This is a genomic window from Streptomyces yongxingensis, from assembly GCF_055597465.1.
Map to the genome: position 1 here is coordinate 2,414,613 of NZ_CM145717.1, position 19,062 is coordinate 2,433,674.

The window sequence follows — 19,062 nt, forward strand, 5'->3', positions numbered from 1 at the left end:
CTAGGCAGATTCGTATTGGAAGGTGACGCGCAACTGGTCGCCTGAAGCGAATGCCCCGGACGGGCTGGCGGCCGTCGCCGAGCACCGCACGAGTTCGCCGTTTGCTGCCGCTGTGGGCATATAGATGCCGATGCGATTGGTGTCGGTGGACGAGATGACGCCCTGCCCCAGCCAGCGGTGCGAGGGGGATCCTGCGGTGAGGATCTGCGCCGAGCAAACGGTGATCAGGCCGCCCACACCAGTCGGCAATTGCCAGAAGTAGTTGGCGGAGCCGAGTGTGCTGGCCGACCCGATGGTCATGTTGATGGAGCCCTGCACCATGCTGCCGTAGCGCCAGTAGCGGCCAGACAAAGTACCGTTGCCGATGGAAGGGTTGGTTCCTGTTGAGGTCCACGTCGGCGTATATGCCGTGAATGCTTGCTCGGTCGCCGCAGCTGTGCGCCCGACGGCGAGCCACTGCCCGGACCCGGAAATGGTGACGATGATGCGGTCGCCGACCGCCGCGTTCTGGTAGGTCTCCAGTCGGCGGGCGGTGATGCCGTCCGTCGTGAGCACGGTACCGTCGGTGTTGACGGTTTGGACGGTGGCCTGCCGCCAGTCGGCGCCACGCACCGACGGAGTCGAGACGCTGGCTTGGACGGCTTGCTGTCGGATGGCGTCCGCTAGGTCTGCCGGGGAGGCCGAGGAGGAGATCATGCGTCCTCCTTCGCGGAGATGGTGGCGATGGTGAAATCACCGCCCACATCCAGGGGCACGGTGAAGGACTGCACCTGGTGCAGCTCCCGCTTCCCGTCCGGATAGGCGACACGCAGGACATCGCCCGGTTCGAGTGCCGGGTTCGGCAGACTGTTGAGGTCGGCCGAGGCGTTCGGGGAGACGGATGCGCGAAGCTTCAGATTGCCTGCTGCGGTTGCTGCCGCCCCACTTGTGATGGTGGGGCTGGAGTAGAAATCCGGCCTGTGTCCGAAGGGCCCGCCCCAGTAGGTCGGGCTGGTTGGGTCGTTATCGACGACCAGTGCACTGACCGGGGGAACGTCGGTCTCCGTGTTCTCCCCGGACACCAGCCAACCGTTCTTCACCCCGTCTGCGGACATGCCTCGTGTCGCCTTCACGTAGGCGCCGCCCTCCCCTGCGGCGATCGTCCACACGGGTGGAGTGGAGAGGATGTCGGGCAGTTCGGCGATGATGAACACGCCGTCCGGGTCCGCGTAGACCTCGGCGCCTATGGCCGCCGCGCATTCGGTGACCGCGGTCCACGGGTCTCCCTGGACATCCCAGGTGCGGGGGCCGATCGACGCGTCCGTCGCACGGTTGACGACCACCGCGTCCGGGATGCTGCGCTGGATCAGCGCCGTCACCGCGCCCACGGCCGTACCAGTGGCCTTGTAGGGCGAGGTGAACTTGTCGTCGGACACGACCGCTTCCAGGGATTTCCCAGCCAGGCTCACGGGCCCCTCATCGACATCCCCGTCCACGCTGTCCAAGCGGAACACTCCGAGCGGCACCATCTCTGGTCCGTCCGCGAACTGGATGCCTCGGCTGATGCGCAGGCGCGCGCCGTAGATGCTGAGCTTGTCGGATGCCGTGAGCGGGATCAGGGCCGTGTCCGAGAGAGTGACGGTGCAGGTGCGGCGGGTCGCCTGCCCGCGGTCCACCGTGACCGAGCCACCCGTGATGTCCAGTGTTTCGACGCGTCCGTCTGGGCGGAACAGTTCGACCTTGACGATCGGGGTGTGGGACTCGGCGAGGGCGGTCAGGAAGCGATCGGATACGGCGTACACCTCACTCACCGATCCTGCGGTCGAATAGCACGTCCTCCCACGTGGCGTACTTGCTCAGCAGGTCTTGCCACGTACCGTTTTCGGTGAGAATGTCCTGCCAGGTCCGGCCAGCCGAGCCCGCAGTACCCGTCGTGGTGGGCATATCCACGGCCTTCAGCGGCAGCGTCCAGGCCCGCCACGGCTCCGGCGCATACCCGGTGACACGGGCCTCGGTGATCTGGCCAACCGACACGTACATGTCGGCGACGCCCATGCCGGGCACGGACTGCCACAGGATGACGTTGCCGGAATCGAGTATCCAGTGCAGGGCATCCCGCTCGTCGTCGCTGCGGGTCCAGATGGTCAGATCGCCTTCGAGGCCCCCGCGCACATCGCTGAGGATCACGCTATTGCGTCGGCCACGCACCCGCATCTCCGCCTGCTCGATCGAACGCTGCCAGTCCGGCGCTTTCGCCACCAGCACCCGCATGTTCCGCTGGGGCTCGCCCGGGTCTTTCAACCAGGCTTCATTGCGGTCGCCAGCCTCCAGAATCACGGTGCCTGTGCCCTGGAAGCCGGGCGTCTGCGTACCGGGCGGCAACGTCTCCACGTAGTAGCTGACCGACACTCCCAGCGGCGCCTCGTAGTCCTCGACGATGACCTCGCCGGCCGTGATCGGCACCTGGAGATACAGGCCCGACGGTCCACGCACCAGGGTTCGGGATCCGTCCGGGAGCACCCGGTAGATGGTGAGGAGCTGCCCGAGGGTGAGCTCCCGCAATGTCAGCGTGATGCTCGCGGTGTCGTCGTGGGCCTCAACGCTGTTGGCGGGCAGGGCAAGCCACGCGCCCACCATGTCGATGATCCATGTGCTGCTGGTGCTGGTTGCGGTGAGCGTGTACTCGATCGCCACCTGCGTGGCATTCGCCGGGATGGTGAAATCGTTCTGGAGGTTCCACCAGCCCGGTGACGGAGCAGCACCAGAGGTACTCGTCGACGCGCCGAGGTCCACATTGGATGCGTCGTACCAGCGGACTCCGCGAATCACAGTCCACCCGCCAGCCGCCACCTGAGCTACGACCTTCGTCCGCAGGTTTTGGCCCGCCGTAGCCCCGGCCGGGAGCGGGAAGCGTGCGGACCGAATGACGCTGGTGGTGGCGGTTGCCGAGGAGACGGCGAGCGAGTAAGACCCGTCGAATCCGTAGGTGCCCCACGGGCTCGTTCGGGCGATCGTTGCCGCACCAGATGCGACAGTCCATCCGGCCGCGCCCTGTTCGAAGCTGGCGTCGGCGTAGGGCACGATCGACCCGGCGTACAGCACCGGTGCGGTGCCTGCGACTACCAAATCGACCTTCAACACCTGCCCGGCGGTCGCCGAGTCGATCCCGGCCGCGATGGAGCAGGATGCGGTGCCTGCCGGAGCGACGGCGGATGCTCGTTGCCGATACCAGGCGGTTCCTGGTGCGGCGAGCACGCTGCGTGTCGCTTGGATCTGGGTGCCGCCAGAGTTGTAGAAGCGCAGCTCGACCCAGGTGGTAGACGCCGCTGTGGGCGGGTTGAGGTAGGCGTGAGCGATGTACTCCACGCCAGCAGTGGCGTCGGGCCGGTCGGTGCTGCGCATCGAGGCGTTACCGTTGGCGGTCGCGGTCATGGCGATGACGTGGCCGCCCGCCAGGTAATTGTCGACTGCCCACTGCACGGGAGGGACCTGCCGTGCGATCGTGCAGTTGCTCTCGGCGAACCAGCCGCTCGCGTCGATCTCGCCCGACTCGGCGTTGAATGCGAACAGGTTCCCGACCGTGGTCTTCGGGAATCCCAGGTAGACGTTCTCGTAGTACTGGTTGACGTTGCTCGCAGCGGGCGTGGAGGACAGTACGACCTGAGCCCGTGCCGCGCCGTCCGGGGCTACCCCGCCCACAGCTATCCGATGCCAGCTCGACGAGGCGGGCGACGTGGTCATCGACCACGTGATGCTGATCTCGGCGTTGCTGCTGTTGAGCCAGCGGATGCCGATCCGCTCCCCCACCACACCAGCCGCGTCGCAGAATGCCTCGTACTCAGTCCACGGCTGCACGCTGTACGACGAGACGGTGATGGCCTGCATCTCCCCGGCAGCGACGGACTTCACGAAGAGGCATCCGTCGCCAGATCGCCCGCCGCTGCCGAGGCCAATCGTGGCATTGAGCTTGACCTTCCAGCCCGAAGTGTTCGGGTCGATCGTCTCCGTCACCGAAGACAAGAAGTTGCCGGGGATCGCCACGTCTCACCCCGTCCTGTTGGCTCGCAGCGCGGTCACCAGCTCGCCGTTCGAGCGGCGCACCTCGGCCCGCGTGATATCCGTGATCTCCCGGTCGCCCACATACACCGACACGTTCAGGTCGCCGAGACCCGCAGCCGGATCCGTGCCCATACGGACGAGCGCGTTGGCCTGCTGTGTGGTGAAGACGGGCTCGGGCCTGCCCGTGCCGTTGTAGGCAAGGTTGAGGCCCGGCTGGAGATACCCGCCGGAGTCGTAGCCGCCCGCCCGGTTGTAGGCCCGCGGCAGGCTGCCGTAGGCCGCCAACGCGTACCGCATCGAGGAGTAGATGTTGGCGAGTGGGTCAACGCTCACCCCGTACATGAACGGGCCCTTCTTCCGATATTTGCCCGCGTAAGAGCGGAAGGTCGGGCCGATGACCTGGAGCAATCCGACACTCGGGTGTCCGGCTTTCCAGTTGGAGTCCCACTTGTTGACCGCGAGCGGGTTGCCGCCGCTCTCCTGGTTCATCCTGCGGAGGGTGATGCCCAGGTAGCTCGAGGGCTGGTGTAGCTGCTTGAGCGCGTCGAGCACCTGCGGGGTCCACCGCTGGACGCCTTTGCCGACCTTGCCGATGAACTTGAGGGCGCCCGAGGCGTCGCGGGTGAACCAGCTGCCAACGGCATCCTTGATGAGCTTCTTGAGGCCGGTGATGGCCATCGTGGGTAGGCCGATCGCGGCCTTGCCCCAGCTGGTCTTCCCAAGACCCTTGGCCTTGTCCATGAACGGCTTGAGCATGTTGCCGAACGACTTGATCGGGTTGCCGAGGAAGTCGGTAGCCGAGCCGATGACGCCGCCCTTGGCGAGCATCTGCGTGCCAGCCGCCTGGTGCAGGGCGAGCGCCCTGGCCCGGTACTTGGGGTCCGTCGGGATGACGTACTCCGGGTATCGTGGGTTGCCTTCGCCGACGATCGCGGTCGGGGCGTTGTACATGCCTGGCTGGGGGCCGCGGAGCTTGCCGCCCTGGGCGAGATAGTCGACCTTGCCGAGTTGCGGTACACCCGGGATCCAGCCGGTGATCTTCTTCCAGATTTTGACGATGCCGTTGTTCCAAACCACCCTCAAAACCCAGTTGATGGGCGATTTCGTCGCGTCCTTGATCTTGTCCCAGGCGGTTTTGATCGCCTTCCGGGCCGAGTCGAACGCGTCCGCGACCTTGCGAATCGCCGACTTGATTGTGTCGAACACCGGCCGTATCCCGGTCCGCCACGCGATACCGATCGCCGTACTGATGCCGCTGAACACCGGCTTGATGACCTTGGTGTGCAGCCACCGAGCCACATCGGCGATGCCACGGAATGCCGGGGCCAGGGCCTTCTGCCACAGCCACCTGCCGACATCGCCCACCGTGCGGAACGAGCCCACGATGAGGCTGCCCACAGGCTTGATGGCGTTGTTGTACAGCCACCGGGCCACGGTCGCGATCCCGTGGATCGCGGGGCCGATCGCGTTCCGCCACAGCCCGGTGGCCGCCGCCCCGATGCCGCGAAATGCAGGCCCGAGGGCGTTCCTCCACAGCCACGTACCAACGGCCGCCGCTCCCTGGAAGGCGAGATACAGCGGCGTGATCAGGATCGTCATGATCGCCGTAATTAGGATCCCGGCCGCCAGCGCAATGCCCCTGAAGGCAGGAGAGATCGCGTTCCGCCACAGCCAAGTGGCCTTGTCGCCAACCCACTTCAAACCAGCTTGAATGCCCTGGAAGGTGGGTTTGATGGCGACGTTCCACGCCGTCGAGATGGCAGTCGAAATGCCGTCCCACACGCCTTTGACGATGTCGCGGAACCACTCGAAGTGATCCCACGCGTACTTGATCGCCACGACCAGTGCGATGAGGCCCAGGATGATCCATTGGATGGGCGAGATGCCCATCACGATGTTCAGCGCCAGCCACGCGAGGTACGCCCCATACAGGCCCTGGATCAGCCACGGCATCGTGTCCGCGATGTAGACAATCCCGTCGGCGACCGTCCCGATCACCTCGAGGATTGGGCCCGTCAGCGGACCCAGCGCCGTGCTGATAGCCAGGAAAGCGGCAGCGATCTTCCCGAGAGCCTCGGCGAGCTGCGGGCCCTTCTCCGACACGTTGTCCAGGAACCGCTCAAACGTGGGTGATCCCTTGAGGTTGGTGCCCCAGTCCGCGAACCGGCCGGTGATCGACTCCATGCGGTCGTTGATGCCGTCCGTGTGCAGCAGGAAGGCGTCAACAATCCCGATCATGCCCTTGAAGATGTTGCCGAAGGTGATGCCAAGCCCCTCGATCGCGGGCCCGACGTTCTTCGCCAGGTCTTTCTTGAAGTCCTTCCACCACGGCTTCTTGAACCCGGCTGAGGCACGGTCCTGAAGTTTCTTGATGCCGTCCGCAGCACCCTTCACGATCGGCGTCAGACCCGGCAGGCTGTTCTTCAAGCCCTTCAAGGCTCGGGTGAAGATGGGCATCACCGCAGGCTGAAGCGCCCGAGACCACTTCGAGAACGCGCCTCGCAGATCCACGAATGCGTCGAACGTGTCCCTCGCCGCCGGGGTGAGCTTCGCCAGCTTCTCCTGGTATTTCGCCTGGGCGATGGCAGCCTGGTCCACACCCCCGGCGGCCGTCAGGCTCGCCGACTCGATCTGCCGCTGGGCACTCGCGATACTGTCCGCCGCCGACTGCTGCGTCGCGACCAACTGCTCCTGCGCACGCGCAACCGACCGGGCACCGTCCTCTTGGACGCGCGTCACATTCCGCTGCGCCTCGGACAGCTTCTCCTGGGCGGAGGCGATGTCCTTGGTGTTCTGGATCTGCTGGCGGGCAGCGGCCTGCTGGGCTTTCGCCAGCGCGGCCTGCTGGTCCTTCACAGCCTGCTGGGCAGCCGCCAGCCGCTCCTGCGCCGAGCGAACCGTGTCAGATCCCTCGACACCTGCCTTGTCGGCCTTCTTCTTCTCCGCGGCAGTCCTGGCCGTCTCGATGCGCTGTTCCTCGAGCCGCTGAACCGCCTGGTCATACGCAAGCTGGGCCCGCTGACGCTCCAACGCGGTGGCCTTCGAGCCGGCCGCCTGCGTCGCCCGCAGCCGAACCTCCGCCTCCTCCACAGAGAGAGCCGCGTCCCGCTCGGACAACTGGGCGTCCGCGAGCCGGTTCGACAGGTCTTCTAGTTGCATCGCGGCGTCGCGCCGCGCCTGGGTCAGATCCTGCTGCGCCTGCCGGGCCGCGTCCTGCGCATCCGCCAGCGACCGTTCGGCCTGCTGTACCTGCTCGTTCGCCGAGCGCATCCGGTCCGCGGCCTGCTGGTAGGCGTCCGCCAGCCCCTGCCGGGCCGTCTTCACCTGCTGGGCCGCATTCCGGTTCGCCTCGGCGGCAGAGCGCACCGCGTCCTGCACACCCTGCTCAGCCTGAGCAATCTGCCGGGCCGCATTCCGGTGCGCCGTAGCCAAAGCCTGCTGGGCACCCGCCATCTGCAATGCACGAGACGCCGCCTGGGAAGCGGCCTGCCCGCCTCGAAGCGAGGCGTTCGTAGCCGCGTCCTGGGCTTGTTTCTGGGCCAGCAGCGCGCCCGCAATGCCGGTGAACGCCGGGACGGCTACAGCCGCGATAGCGCCCACACCGGCAGCAGCCGCGATACCAGCCGAAGCAACCGCGCCCAGCCCCGCAGCCAGCACCGAAAGCGTCGGGAGAGCCCCCACGCTGCCGACCGCGATCGCCAAACGCAGCATCGCCGCAGACGCCGACATCGTGTCGATATCGATCCGGGCCGTCCGGCCATCCAGCGCCGACACCATGGCCTGCACCTGCGCCAACTGGGCGGCAGCGGCAGCGGAGTCGACGCGCACGTTGACGTCAGCGTCGGATGCTGACAGGCGCTCCAGCCGGGCCTGGATGTCGGCGATCTTCGCGGTGGCGGTGGCGGCATCAATGTCGATGCCGATCCGCTGATCCCGCAGCGCGGTCAGCTGTGCCCGCAGCGAGGCAATCTCCGCATCGGCCGCAGATGTGTCCACACCGATGTTGATGTTCTGCAAGGACGCCTCGGCCGCCTGCACCGCTGCCCGCAGCCGGGTCCCGAACGATCCGTCCGTCTCCAGGCGGATCCGGTGCGGGTCAGCGGTAAGCCGCGCTATTTCCTCCCGCATTGCCGCAAGCTGTGCCCGCGCCGCCGCCGTGTCCGCGCGCACCGACACGTTCGGGTGGGCGGCACCCAGGCGCAGCAGCCGCTCCTCAATGTCTGTGATTTCCGCCTGGGCGGCGGCCACATCGACATCGATGCCGATGCGCTTGCCCGACAGGGTCTCCATGCGGGCCCGCAGGCGAGCCAGATCCGCATCCACACCCGTCTCGTCCAAGGAGACGTTGGCCTTCGGGAGCGACTTGAAAGCCGCCTCCAGGCGGGCCTTCATCGACCGGGCGAACGCGCCACCCGTCTCCTCGCCCTGCCGAGCCGCAGCCGGGCGAGCAGCCTGCCCACCCCGGGTCACACCATCCCGAACCGCATCCCGCAGCGCCGCAGTGATCCGGTTCGCGATCTGCTGCCCGATCTGCTCGCCAATCCGCAGGCCAATGTCGCCGACCTGCCGCTGCATAGCCGGGCCAAACGCACGACCCGCAGCCGAACCGGCATCCTCGCCAGCCCGCGTCGCTGCGGGCACCAGCCCCGCACGTAGGCGCTGATATATCCCCTGAGTGTTGGGGATGACATCGACCTCGACCGAACCGACGCTGATCGCCACGGGAGCCTCCTCCCGCGCGTCAGGCCGCGCCCCCATTGATCAGATCGAAGAGGATGCTCGCGCTGTTCTCCGACAGCTTCGGCTTCGGCTTGCGGGGCTTCGCACCCGGCCGGGCAATGGGCTCCGGCGGGGTCGGTTTCCGACCCTTGCCGTCAGAGTTGGCGAGGACCGTCACGTACTCCAAGCGCGCCAGACGGTCGGCGATCAGGGCCAGTAGCTGCTCGGCCTGCGACCAGCGGGCCTGCTCCGACCCGCCCTTGTCTGCCTGCTCCGCCAGTTCCTCGTCGGACATGGCGTTGCGGAGTGCGGTCATAGTGTGTGACTCAGGCGGCAGATGCTGAATGATCACCCGCAGGCGGCGCCAGGTCATGCGTCCGGTGTGCAGATCATGAATATCGATCTGCCGGTCGAGGAGGTCAGCCTCTACCGCCTCCGCATGCGCCTCGTAGACCGATTGGGTCCACGCGATTTCCCCAGGCTCTCACCCGAGAGGTTCGCTGCGTCGGACACGAACTGCTCGAACTCGTCGTTCGTCGGATCGATATCGAAGTACAGGTCCAGGTCATCGGGGTGAACGACCTTCTCGGCGAAGGCATTGAACTGCCCCTGAGCGAGGCCCATCTGCCAGGACTGGCGCCAGGCGCCGGGCGGGATCACGCGGATCGGCTCCCCAGCGAGCTTGGCCTCCACGTAGCGGCCATTCGCCTCGATCTCCTGGGCCTCCGCTGCAGTCACGGGCTCGTCGTCGTAGTAGTCGTCCTGCTCCGGCTCCGCTGTCTCGCTGGGGGCGAGGTCCCTCGGTGTGGGACGCGGGCGGGCGTTTCGCGGTGTGCTGGTCATGGGCGCGGGCCTCCTTCATCTGGCGCGGGCAAGGGGAGGTGGTGGGTGGGCCGGGCCCGCGCCAGGGCGACCCACCCACCAGTCATTGGGCCTCAGGAGCCCGTGTACGCAGGCGTCGCCGGGACCGAATCGGTGTGGTACACCGTGTTTCCGGCCGCATCCGGGTAGGCGGTGATCGTGATCTCGTAGCCGCTCATTTCGTCCTGCTTGAAGGTGACGTCGGAGCGGTCGCTGATCTCGCCAGCCGGGACGTAGAAGCCCCGGGCGCTGTCGCCGTCGAACACGGCGAACCACCAGGCGCGGCGGTCCACCGACGGCGCCGCGGTCTCGGCGAACGACGTCAGGCCGGACGACGGGGTGAGGTCGGCGGCCGGGATGCGGAACATCACCGACTGGACCGCCACCCGCGCGGTCTCCCACAACGTGACCTTGAACGTGCGGATCGACTTGGTGATCGTCGTGCGCAGCGGCGACGTCAGGCCCCAGGGTGTGAACTCCTGGGAGTCCTCGTCGAAGCCGAACACGAGCCCGTCGTCCGAGACGGCGCCCAGCGGCTCCCACGGGCTCACAGGCTGCACCAGCGGCGACGACGGAGCCGTCGTGCCGACGTCTGACACCCAGCCCCCTCCGTTGCTCCCGATGATGGTGAGGTCCGCGGCCCTCGTGATGTTGACCATTGGGTCTCCAGACATGCGAAGACCCCGCCAACAACGGACGGGGTCGGGATACAGGACCGGCGCGGGCCTGAACCGGTCAGGAGACCGGGTGTAGATAGATCGAATAGGTCGCGCCCACCCGACGCAGACCCGTGTTCTCGTAGGGCCGCTTTGCGGGCAGGCTCTCCACCGCCACGCGGCCGACTACTGCCGTGCCAGTCGTGGAACCAGCCAGGTCAGTGGCCAACCGGCCGCGGACCTCCTGAGCGATCGCCACAGCCTCGCTTCGAGTCGCGGCGTACACGTTCACGTCCACCAGAGCGCGCGTGAGGCGGAAACCGTCATCGTTACCGCCCGGGAGCTGCTCCACCTGGATCGTGGGTAGCTCGTTGAGCAGGTTGTTGTCGGTCTCGTCGCGCACCACGGCGTCGGGGAAGCGCGCGGCGAGCCAGCCGATCAGCAGCTCCTCGGCGTCCACGCTGCCTACAGGGGCGGCCATCAGCGGCCACCCGCCTGCGCGGCTCGCAGCAGCACATGGTGAGCGGGAACCCGCTCTGTTCCGTACTCCACCCAGCGGGCATACGGGGCCGAGTTCCACACCACCGCCACCGGACGCCGTTTCTGTGAACGACCGACAGGCTTCTGCCTGATCTCGGCGTGCCACGACTCCTTATACAAACCGGGATGCGGATCCCATGCCGCTGTCCCAACCGGGGAGATTGAAATGGCCACGCTCTTGATGACTTCGGCTCGCCTCAGAATCTCGGACTGAATCATCGGCGAATGCAGCAGCTCGTTCACACCGCGACTCTTCATCTTGAACCGCGCCTCAGCCATCGCGCCTCCTCAACCAGTGACCAGATCAGCAGCGAACTGCACGGGACCGGCGGTTCCGGTGAACGGGGAGCGGCCCCAGTTGCCCGGCTGGCCCGTGATGCCGCAGCGGTGGCCACGAACCAGCACCTCATCCGTCGTCCGCACATCAGACCCCGGCGGGGCATAGACGGTGTACCCGACGATGACCGTGTCCCGGCCCTGCTGGAACTCACCACCCACCTGCGGCGACTCCTGCCGAGGCGTGACCACGCAGCCATGCAGATCGAACGACTCATCCGGCCCCGATTCCGGATGGCCGCGGTCATCCCGCAGCACCTTGCCATCCGGGCCAGTCGGCGGCGGTCCGGTGCGTAGGATCCGCACCGTCTCCCCATAGGGATACGGCGCGGGCATCAGACCCAGCCCCAACCAGGCTCATACTCCGTACCAGGACCGAACGGACCGCCGTCGTCGTCCACGTCCAGTGGCCACGATGGCCACGGGGTGGCCTCTGCGGGCGTGGGGTCTACTGTGAACGCCCCGCCCCGGCCAGCCATGCTCTTGAGCGCGGCCTTGTCCGCCTTCGTCAAGTACAGGCCGCCTGAGCCGGATGGCCGTTGCACCGACATGGGGCCGATCGTCTCGTAAGACACCTGCTGCGGATTGACGTAAGCCCGGCCCGCAGCGGACAGCACCACGGCGCTCGCCCCGTCCGGCAACGGCGTGACGATCGACTGGCACAGGTTGATGGCCTGCTGGATCAGCAGATCCGCGCGGGCGCCGTTGATCTCGTCGAGCCCCAGGTAGAGGGCGAGATCTTCGGCTGTCGGAGTCGTGAATGACACGTCGCGCCTCCCGTCAGGCCAGGGCTTCCACAGCGCTGCACCACTCGGCCAGTTCGGCGGACGGATCCAGTTCGGCAGACCGCGCCCGCGCCCGCTTCGACGCCAGCCGGTACTCGGCCGCCGCCTTCAGCTTCCGCAGCACCGCCTCGTAGCCGCCGATGTCCGCCCGGTCCACGAAGATCCCGGCCTCGCCCAGAGACTCGCACAGCCCCGGCGTGGGGTGCGCTACGACCGGAATGCCACTGGCGAGCGCCTCGGCCCCGACCCGACCCCACGACTCGTAGGAGGACGGCATCAGCAGCACACGGGTGCGGGCATAGACCTGCTCCCGCATGCCCAGGCCATCCACATGCTCGAGTACCTCGACGTTCGGCAGGTCCGGGAGGATCTGCTGCCCATAAGCGCCCGTGACGGCCAGGAACTTGGTGTCGGGCATCCTCTCGGCAAGAGCGGCCAGAACCCTGCCGCCCTTCTCCAGGTTGCAGTTGATCAGCGTGACCCGGTCGCCCCGCTTCTTCGTGGCGTACTCGGCGGCGAACACCGGAGGCCGCACAATGAGGCTGCTCGCGGGCCGGATGGCCTTCGGGTACTCGGCAAAGAAGAGCTCTGCCTCCCGCTCCATCCACTGGCTGTTGTACACCGCCAGCGACGTGCCGCCCGCCGCCGCATCCCGAAACGTGGGCCGATGGGTGTTGTGGCAGATCACCACGAGCGGCTTGCCGTAGCCGCGGGCCAGTGACGCCGTCGACGGAACGGTCTCCAGATGCGCCAGCAGCACATCGGCCCGACGCACAGCCGTTGGGAAGTCGAGCCCCGCCTCCAGCGGCACGATACGGATGCCCCGGTACTCGTACTCCTGGTGAGCCTTGCCGTACCGGGACAGCCACACAGACACATCGTGCCCACGCTCCGCCAGAGGACGCAGCATGCTGATGAGCATGTGCTCCGCCCCGGCATTGTGCTCTGGCGGCGCTGCATGCACCCTGGCCACGATGCGGAGCGGCTTGGCCGTCCCGCCCGGCGCGGAAGCCGGGACGGCCACCATCAGGACCCCGAAGGGGTGCCGGTGAACTTCACGAACGCCTCGGCGTCGCCCTGCACGTAGCCGTAGAACGCCTCCGCGAGCAGCAGCACCAGGTTCTCCTGGAATGCCGAGTGCACACCGCCGTCCTCGTCGACGTAGGTCGCTTCCTTGGAGATGCGCACGGTGATATCCATGCCCACTCCATAAGCCGCCTGTGAGAAGTCTCCGCCGATCGCCCGCAGGCCCGTGTCGGTGCTGGCCGACTGGCGGCGCTGCTTGCCGGAGACGGACCGCGAGTACGCCAGCGGCTCACCGATCAACGTGCCCGCCGAGGCCGCGTCCGTGCCCGGGGTCTGCGTGTCCACCAGGATCGGCCGGCCCGTGGTGTCGGTGGCGAGCAGCAGCTTCGGCTTCAGCCGGTGGTCCGCGATGGTGCCGGTGTAGTCCCAGTCGCCGTCGATGACCTCCTCCATGCCGGTCACCAGGTCGGCCCAGATGCCACCCGTAGCCTGCGACGCGGTACCGAGCGCCACCGAGTTGGTGGTCATCGCCAGGTAGTCGGTGAACGGGCCCGTGGCACCCTTCATGGTCTTTCCGTGGATCGCCGCGTGGTCGAAAGCCCGCGCGAATGCGGTCGGCAGGTCCGTCTGGAGCTGGGTCCACAGGCCGCCGGCGTTGGTCATGACGACCTCTTCGGCGACCGGGATCAGCACGGCCAGCTTCTTCGCCGTCATCTGCTTGACGTCCACGCCGCCGGTGGACAGGGGCTTCTTCGCCGCCTGCCCGACCCAGTCCGCGGTCGGCACGTCCATCGGGATCGGGATGCTCGTGGTCGCGTCGATGCTCAGCGGCGCACGGCGTGCCAGCGCCATCACCGCCGACTGCTCGACCGACTTTTCGAAGATCGGCCCCGTGATCTCACGGGGCAGCAGCGACGCATTGACGTCGCTCAACTTCAGGGGGGCCGTAGCCACCATGGGGTCCTACCTTCCCCGCAGCTACTGCTTGAGCTGCGGCTTAAGCCACCCGGCAAACACATCCGCCGGATCAGTGGGCCTGGGTCGATTGGCGCCGGATGCCTGAGTGCGATCCGGTGCGGGACGCCGCGGGCCCTCCTGGGGCAGGCTCTTCGCCCAGTGCGGCTTGCGCTCCAAGAGCGCGTCGAGGTCCGCCTTAATGGCCGCCTCGTCGATGTCCCCGTCAGAGTCGATGTACGAGTCAAGGTCCAGGGCGCCAACGGCGTCCTCGGGGTCCGCGAACGACGGCATTGCCAGCGCGTGAACCTGCGTCTTCACCAGCCGCTGTCGCGTCTTGGTGATCTGCTCGTTCGCGCGGGCAAGCTGGTCGTTGAGGCGGTCCGTGTCGGACTTCTCCGCGTCCTTACGCTGCTGCAACTCTGCGAGTAGGGGCTCCTGCTCCTTGAGTCGCTTGCGGAGGTTCGCGGCCTCGTTGTTCTTCTTGCGTAGCTCGGCCTCGAACTTCTTCCGGTCGAACGGCTTCTCCTCGACCTCGGTCTCCGCCTCCTGGGCGTCATCCGTAGTGTCGGTGCCACCGCCGTCCTCGGTCGCCGTCTCCTCGACGGTCTCCTCGGTGCCGGTCTCGGCCTGCTGCTCGGTGCTCTGCTTGGTCTCATCGGACATGACGAAACGGCCCTCCAGGGGCTGTGGAAATGAGAAAGGCCGCCACCAGGGCAGCCAGGAATCAATCAGCGAGCCTGGCGGTCAGCCGTGCTCTTCGATCGCCCGCCGAAAACGGCGAAGCTGATCACCGGAGTACGGAGCGGCATACTCCCGGTACAGCCGCTCCCACTCCTTAGCCTTGTCGGACAGCTCGAACCGCTGCCCCTTGAACACCGGAATGGCCATGCAGTGGCAGCCATCGTGGGCCCGGAAGCCCACCGTTTCCCGCTTGTAGACCATCCCTCGGATAGCCAGCATTCGGCAGAAGGCACAGGCGCCCAGCGCTGCCGACCGAGCCCATCCCACGGCCTGGCGATCCCGCTGGACGGCGTTGTGCACCGTGCCGCGCCCCTGGTCGGCCACCAACTTCTGTGCGACCTGCTCGGCCTTCTTCTCGGCCTGTTCCAGACGCGTCTCGAGTGGAGCCTTCTGGGCCTCTGTCGTCGCTGGATCCTCAGGATCCCGCGGCCATAGATCCTTCGTCGCCCACCGCAGACTGTTGTCCACCTGCTCATCCGGCGGGGGATCCAGCAGCGGCACCGTGAACGTCCCGGTCACCCGGGCCGCCACGCGCTGCGCATCGTAGTAGTCGGCCGCGAGGCTCGCCGAGGCGTTCCCGTACTCGCCGACCAGAGTACGAACGGCCTCGATCCAGTCCGGAACGGTCGCCTGCATCCGCGACGGCAGGATGAGCCGCCGCAGCTTCCGCAAATCGCGGACCAGCAGCCGCGTCACACCGCGTTGCGCACGGCGCTGCCGATCCGCACCCCCGCCATCAGAAACCAGCGTCGCCATCGGCCACCACGTCCACCGGCAAATGACCGGGCTCGGGGCTCGGCTGAGCATCCGAGCCGGCACCGAGTCGCGCAAGCCGCTCCAGCACCGAACCGCCCGCGGCACGCCGGCGATCCGCGGCAACCCGCTGCCGCTGGCTCTCCGTAAGACCCGCCATCTCCAGCGTCACATCCGACTCGGCAGGCAAAATGCCCGCCTGCACCAGCTTCACCGTCGCGTCCGCCTGCGCAGCCACCGTCGGTGTCGCCGGGTTCCGCCACACCGTCTCGATACGCCGCGCCTTGTCCGGCGGTACGCCGTCCCGCACCCACAGGGCCAGACGCATCGCCTGCTGCCAAGCTGCCCCGAAACGCCGGATCCGACGCTCAGACCGCTTCACAAGCTTCGCCTCAGTGGAACGAATCGCATCCGCGGACGCAGGGTTGTCGGTGGTGTAGCCGAGCATGTGCGGCGGCAGCCCAAACTGGGAGGCCATGACTCGCGCATACAAATCGATGATCCGTGTCTGCCCCGACGGGTCGTGGGCAGGGAACTGCCCCACGTCCGGCACCTGGCCGTCCTCATCCCGCTCCAGGGCCAGGACGCGGCCGATGTACGTCTCCCAGGCGCTCTTCGCGTTGCCCTCCGCGTCCTGGAACGCGGACTCCGAAGCGCCCAAAATGTACCGTTGCGGCGCCCCGAAAAACTCGGCCGCCACCTCGATACCCATCAGTCGACGGCACGCCGCATCCGTGATCGACATGACGTCCGACGTGATCTCGCTCTTCCCGACCCGATCCGCCGTGCGCTGCCGGTTCGCCAACCTGACCACCGGCACAATGCCCAGGTTGTGCATGTCCCGGTCGACGACCTCCCAGCCGCCAGACTGGGTCGGCACCGCCATCACCGTCTGATCCGGCAGATACAGCACGAGCATCCGCTCGTCACTGCCAGCCTCGATCAGGTCATCGGCGGCACATTCCCGTAGAGCGGCCGTACCCACCCGCAGACGGGCATCCCACATCAACGTCATGTCCAGCGGCGACTCGACGCTGATCAGCGGCGGGCAGTCGCCCGTGCCGCAATCCCCCGAACCGACCGCCAAATACTCGCGGCCATAGGTCATCGCATCCAGATGCGCGAGACTCGACTCGTCATACAGGTCGTTAGCCGTCGCGATCTCTTCCAAGTCCGACGGATCGCCGCCATCAGCCCACCGGAACGCCTCCAAATCCAGCCGCTCCTCCAGCGACTCCACACCAACCCGCGGCCACCCGATGACCGTGTGCAGGCCCTTGAGCTGCGGCGGGATACTGATGCCCAGGTCCCGCACCAGCTGCTCGCCGTTGAAGTACGCGTCCAACAACTGCAAGCGCCAGCGCTCAGCCAGCATGTCCCCGCGCAACGTCTGCACCAGCGCCAGCTCGTCGTCCGACAACGTCAGAAGCGGCAGGTCGGGGATAGACGTGGTCACCGCAGCACCACCACCCGTCCCTTACCGCGCGACTTCGGCCGTTTCCCGTACTGCTTGCTGTTGAGGAGCTTCCTGCGCAGCATGCGTGCACCGACCATGCACACCGCGAGGTCGATCTTCCGTGCGGATTCGCGATGCTCCTTGCCGATCGTGATCCCCCACGCGTTCGTGCGGCGGCGGGCGTTCGCCACGTGCGTGCGCATCACCTTGTGACCGTCGTGGGTGAGGCGCCGTTCGAGGATGTCCTCGCTCGTGCGCTTCACCGCATCCGTGAACTCCTCCTGGTGGCGGGGTGCGCCCATGTCCCAGCGAACGGCGTGCTGCTTCGGACCGGCGGTCACGGCGTGCAGGATCAGCTTCGCCCCGTGATCCTGGCCCCACTTGTCGAGGTAGGAGTACCAGTAACGCTCTCCGTCTTCGTCCTGCCCGGAACCGGGGTCGCAGAAGAACGCCAGCACCTTGTACGCGTTGAACGCTCGCTCCACGACGCCGTCGACCTCGTCACGCGGCACCGACCACGGCACGTCCAGATTCCAGTTCGCCGGCCGCTGCCAGACGCCCAGCGTGAAGACGTGCCCGTCGGACATGCGGCAGCCGGCCAGGGCCGTGGCGTCGTCGGACTTGGAGCCGTCGAAGAACATGACGATCTCTTCGCCATCCAGCACTTCGAGGGCCTCGGCCTTGCAGGCGTCCCATTCGTAGGGTGCCATCCAGGCATCCTCAGCGGCGACGATCATGTTGTACCAGAAGCGTCGCGACCGACTCGGCGGGTTACGCACATCGGCGATCGACTTCACCAGCCGGTCCACGTTCAACCAGGAGGCGTCACCCCGGATCGACCGGATGACAGCCGGCGCATCCTCCACCGTCAGAGGGGCCTTCGGCGGAGCCTCGATGGAGTCGTACAGCAGACCCGAATCCAAAACCCGCCCGGCGTCCACCGCTTCCCAAGCCTCCCGGTCCCGCTCCGCGACCGAGTCCTGGCCGGGCTCGTAAGCGTTCGTGATGCGCAGCGTCCGAGCCGCTCCGTCAGCTGATTTCGTGGCGTTCCGCTCGATCACATCGGCCATGTCGTGACCCGAGTTCGACGAGTCCCAGTGATGCGTCTCGTTGAGCAGCACGAACGTGGCCCGCGCACCCTCCAGGGTGGAAGGCGAAGAGGTCACGGCCTGGATCAACCGCGAGTCGCCGAGAGCGTTCACCGTCTCCTTGCCGACCTGGATCCGGTAGTGCTCCTTCGCCTCGGCAGTGAACAGCGACGGGAAAAGCCGCATCGTGTTCTTCGTCTGCTCCAGGCTGACCGCTGCGGTCTGGACCCACGCCTCCGGGCTGTCAGTGGCGATCGGCGAACCGTCCGAAGCCCAGTCGGCGAAGCGCGACGGCCCCAGTGCCTCTACCGCGCACAGGCAAGCCCCCACAGGATCCTTGCCCCAGCCCTTCAGCCTCTGCAGGACCCCATCGCGGTACGCGAACGTACCGGCCTCGTCGAGGGCGAACCACCACAGCAAGAAACGTGCTTGTTCGTCGGTGAAGCGCCACGGGACACCTCGGGAATGCTGCAGCCAGACGCCGCACCAACCGAGGACTTCCCACCCCAGGGTGGCCTCCGGCAGCAGCCAGGTTCCGTCCGGGTTCCGCTGCCAGGTCGGGCCGATCAGCTTTGGCTCCCACTCCAGTTCCGGGCGCGGAGCAACCGCCAGTAGCCGCTCCCGATACCAGGCGATGACGTCCTCGTGCCCGTCGTCCCGGCGCTCGACCGACCGCCTACGCGCCACGGCCCCAGCGCGCCATCGCGGCCTGCCGCGCGGACGCCGAGGTGTTGCCCTTCGCCGGCTCCTCCTCGTCCGGAAGCTTCAGCCAGCCCAGCAGGCGGGCCAGGACGCCGCGGTGCTGGCGCAGTTCCTGAACGAGGGGCGACGCCACGGGCTGGCCCATGCTGCCGGTGACCATGAGGTCGGCGTGGACCAGTTCCGCTTCCAGTCGCTCGATCAGATCGATCTCTCGGCAAGCGTCCTCGAGGACGCGCAGCTCGTCGATTCGCAGCTCATAGTTCCCTGCGATCTCCGACCAGACCACCAGGGCCTTGGCACCGAGACCCTCAGGGGGTTCGATCTTCGATGACATGTCGACCCTCCGGGGGCCTCGGGGAGGCCCGCCAGGGGCCGAAAAAATACAGCTCAGGCGCTTGCAGATC

The 19,062-nt window shown here is 67.1% G+C and carries 18 protein-coding genes; all 18 read right to left on the reverse strand.

The annotated features are described in order from the left end of the window. Entirely contained in the window at positions 1 to 696 is a 696-nt protein-coding gene (locus tag ACZ6TD_RS09720; RefSeq protein WP_471352600.1) for a hypothetical protein, read from the reverse strand. Next, positions 693 to 1,655 carry a DUF5047 domain-containing protein gene (locus ACZ6TD_RS09725; protein ID WP_471352602.1) on the reverse strand — a complete coding sequence of 321 codons (963 nt, stop codon included), beginning with the start codon at positions 1,653 to 1,655 and terminating at the stop codon, positions 693 to 695. Before ACZ6TD_RS09725 ends, ACZ6TD_RS09720 begins: the two co-directional genes overlap by 4 nt. Positions 1,656 to 1,782: 127 nt before the next feature. Further along, on the reverse strand, positions 1,783 to 4,020 hold the full coding sequence (locus ACZ6TD_RS09730) for a hypothetical protein (protein ID WP_471352604.1): 2,238 nt from the start codon (positions 4,018 to 4,020) through the stop codon (positions 1,783 to 1,785). Positions 4,021 to 4,023: 3 nt separating this feature from the next. Beyond that, positions 4,024 to 8,760 (reverse strand): hypothetical protein, encoded by a 4,737-nt coding sequence (locus ACZ6TD_RS09735; RefSeq protein ID WP_471352606.1) that lies wholly within the window; start codon positions 8,758 to 8,760, stop codon positions 4,024 to 4,026. A 19-nt stretch (positions 8,761 to 8,779) separates the two neighbouring features. Continuing rightward, positions 8,780 to 9,130: a hypothetical protein gene (locus ACZ6TD_RS09740; protein ID WP_471352608.1), complete on the reverse strand. Its 351-nt coding sequence runs from the start codon at positions 9,128 to 9,130 to the stop codon at positions 8,780 to 8,782. Between the two features lie 53 nt (positions 9,131 to 9,183). Further along, entirely contained in the window at positions 9,184 to 9,600 is a 417-nt protein-coding gene (locus tag ACZ6TD_RS09745; protein ID WP_471352610.1) for a hypothetical protein, read from the reverse strand. 92 nt (positions 9,601 to 9,692) lie between these two features. Next, the gene (locus tag ACZ6TD_RS09750; RefSeq protein ID WP_471352612.1) at positions 9,693 to 10,277 is read right to left on the reverse strand and encodes a phage tail tube protein; all 585 of its coding nucleotides are present in this window, start codon (positions 10,275 to 10,277) and stop codon (positions 9,693 to 9,695) included. A gap of 76 nt (positions 10,278 to 10,353) precedes the next feature. After that, a complete protein-coding gene (locus tag ACZ6TD_RS09755; protein WP_449353670.1) occupies positions 10,354 to 10,755 on the reverse strand; it encodes a phage tail termination protein in 402 nt (133 codons plus the stop codon). Continuing rightward, positions 10,755 to 11,093 carry an HK97-gp10 family putative phage morphogenesis protein gene (locus ACZ6TD_RS09760; RefSeq protein WP_471352614.1) on the reverse strand — a complete coding sequence of 113 codons (339 nt, stop codon included), beginning with the start codon at positions 11,091 to 11,093 and terminating at the stop codon, positions 10,755 to 10,757. The genes ACZ6TD_RS09755 and ACZ6TD_RS09760 overlap by 1 nt, the downstream gene beginning before the upstream one ends. Positions 11,094 to 11,102: 9 nt before the next feature. Next, positions 11,103 to 11,501, reverse strand: coding sequence for a hypothetical protein (locus ACZ6TD_RS09765; protein WP_471352616.1), 399 nt, complete (start codon positions 11,499 to 11,501; stop codon positions 11,103 to 11,105). Further along, positions 11,486 to 11,917, reverse strand: a complete 432-nt coding sequence (locus tag ACZ6TD_RS09770) for a hypothetical protein (RefSeq protein WP_471352618.1) — start codon at positions 11,915 to 11,917, stop codon at positions 11,486 to 11,488. The genes ACZ6TD_RS09765 and ACZ6TD_RS09770 overlap by 16 nt, the downstream gene beginning before the upstream one ends. A 13-nt stretch (positions 11,918 to 11,930) precedes the next feature. Beyond that, positions 11,931 to 12,899, reverse strand: coding sequence for a glycosyltransferase family 4 protein (locus ACZ6TD_RS09775; RefSeq protein WP_471352620.1), 969 nt, complete (start codon positions 12,897 to 12,899; stop codon positions 11,931 to 11,933). Between the two features lie 62 nt (positions 12,900 to 12,961). Further along, entirely contained in the window at positions 12,962 to 13,918 is a 957-nt protein-coding gene (locus ACZ6TD_RS09780) for a phage major capsid protein (RefSeq protein WP_471352622.1), read from the reverse strand. A 21-nt stretch (positions 13,919 to 13,939) separates the two neighbouring features. Then, a complete protein-coding gene (locus ACZ6TD_RS09785) occupies positions 13,940 to 14,581 on the reverse strand; it encodes a hypothetical protein (protein WP_471352624.1) in 642 nt (213 codons plus the stop codon). Positions 14,582 to 14,662: 81 nt separating this feature from the next. Then, on the reverse strand, positions 14,663 to 15,415 hold the full coding sequence (locus ACZ6TD_RS09790; RefSeq protein WP_471352626.1) for a VG15 protein: 753 nt from the start codon (positions 15,413 to 15,415) through the stop codon (positions 14,663 to 14,665). Beyond that, positions 15,396 to 16,868 carry a phage portal protein gene (locus tag ACZ6TD_RS09795; protein WP_471352628.1) on the reverse strand — a complete coding sequence of 491 codons (1,473 nt, stop codon included), beginning with the start codon at positions 16,866 to 16,868 and terminating at the stop codon, positions 15,396 to 15,398. Before ACZ6TD_RS09795 ends, ACZ6TD_RS09790 begins: the two co-directional genes overlap by 20 nt. After that, positions 16,865 to 18,643, reverse strand: coding sequence for a terminase (locus ACZ6TD_RS09800; protein ID WP_471352630.1), 1,779 nt, complete (start codon positions 18,641 to 18,643; stop codon positions 16,865 to 16,867). The genes ACZ6TD_RS09795 and ACZ6TD_RS09800 overlap by 4 nt, the downstream gene beginning before the upstream one ends. Continuing rightward, entirely contained in the window at positions 18,633 to 18,992 is a 360-nt protein-coding gene (locus ACZ6TD_RS09805) for a hypothetical protein (RefSeq protein ID WP_471352632.1), read from the reverse strand. The genes ACZ6TD_RS09800 and ACZ6TD_RS09805 overlap by 11 nt, the downstream gene beginning before the upstream one ends. Between the last annotated feature and the right edge of the window lie 70 nt (positions 18,993 to 19,062).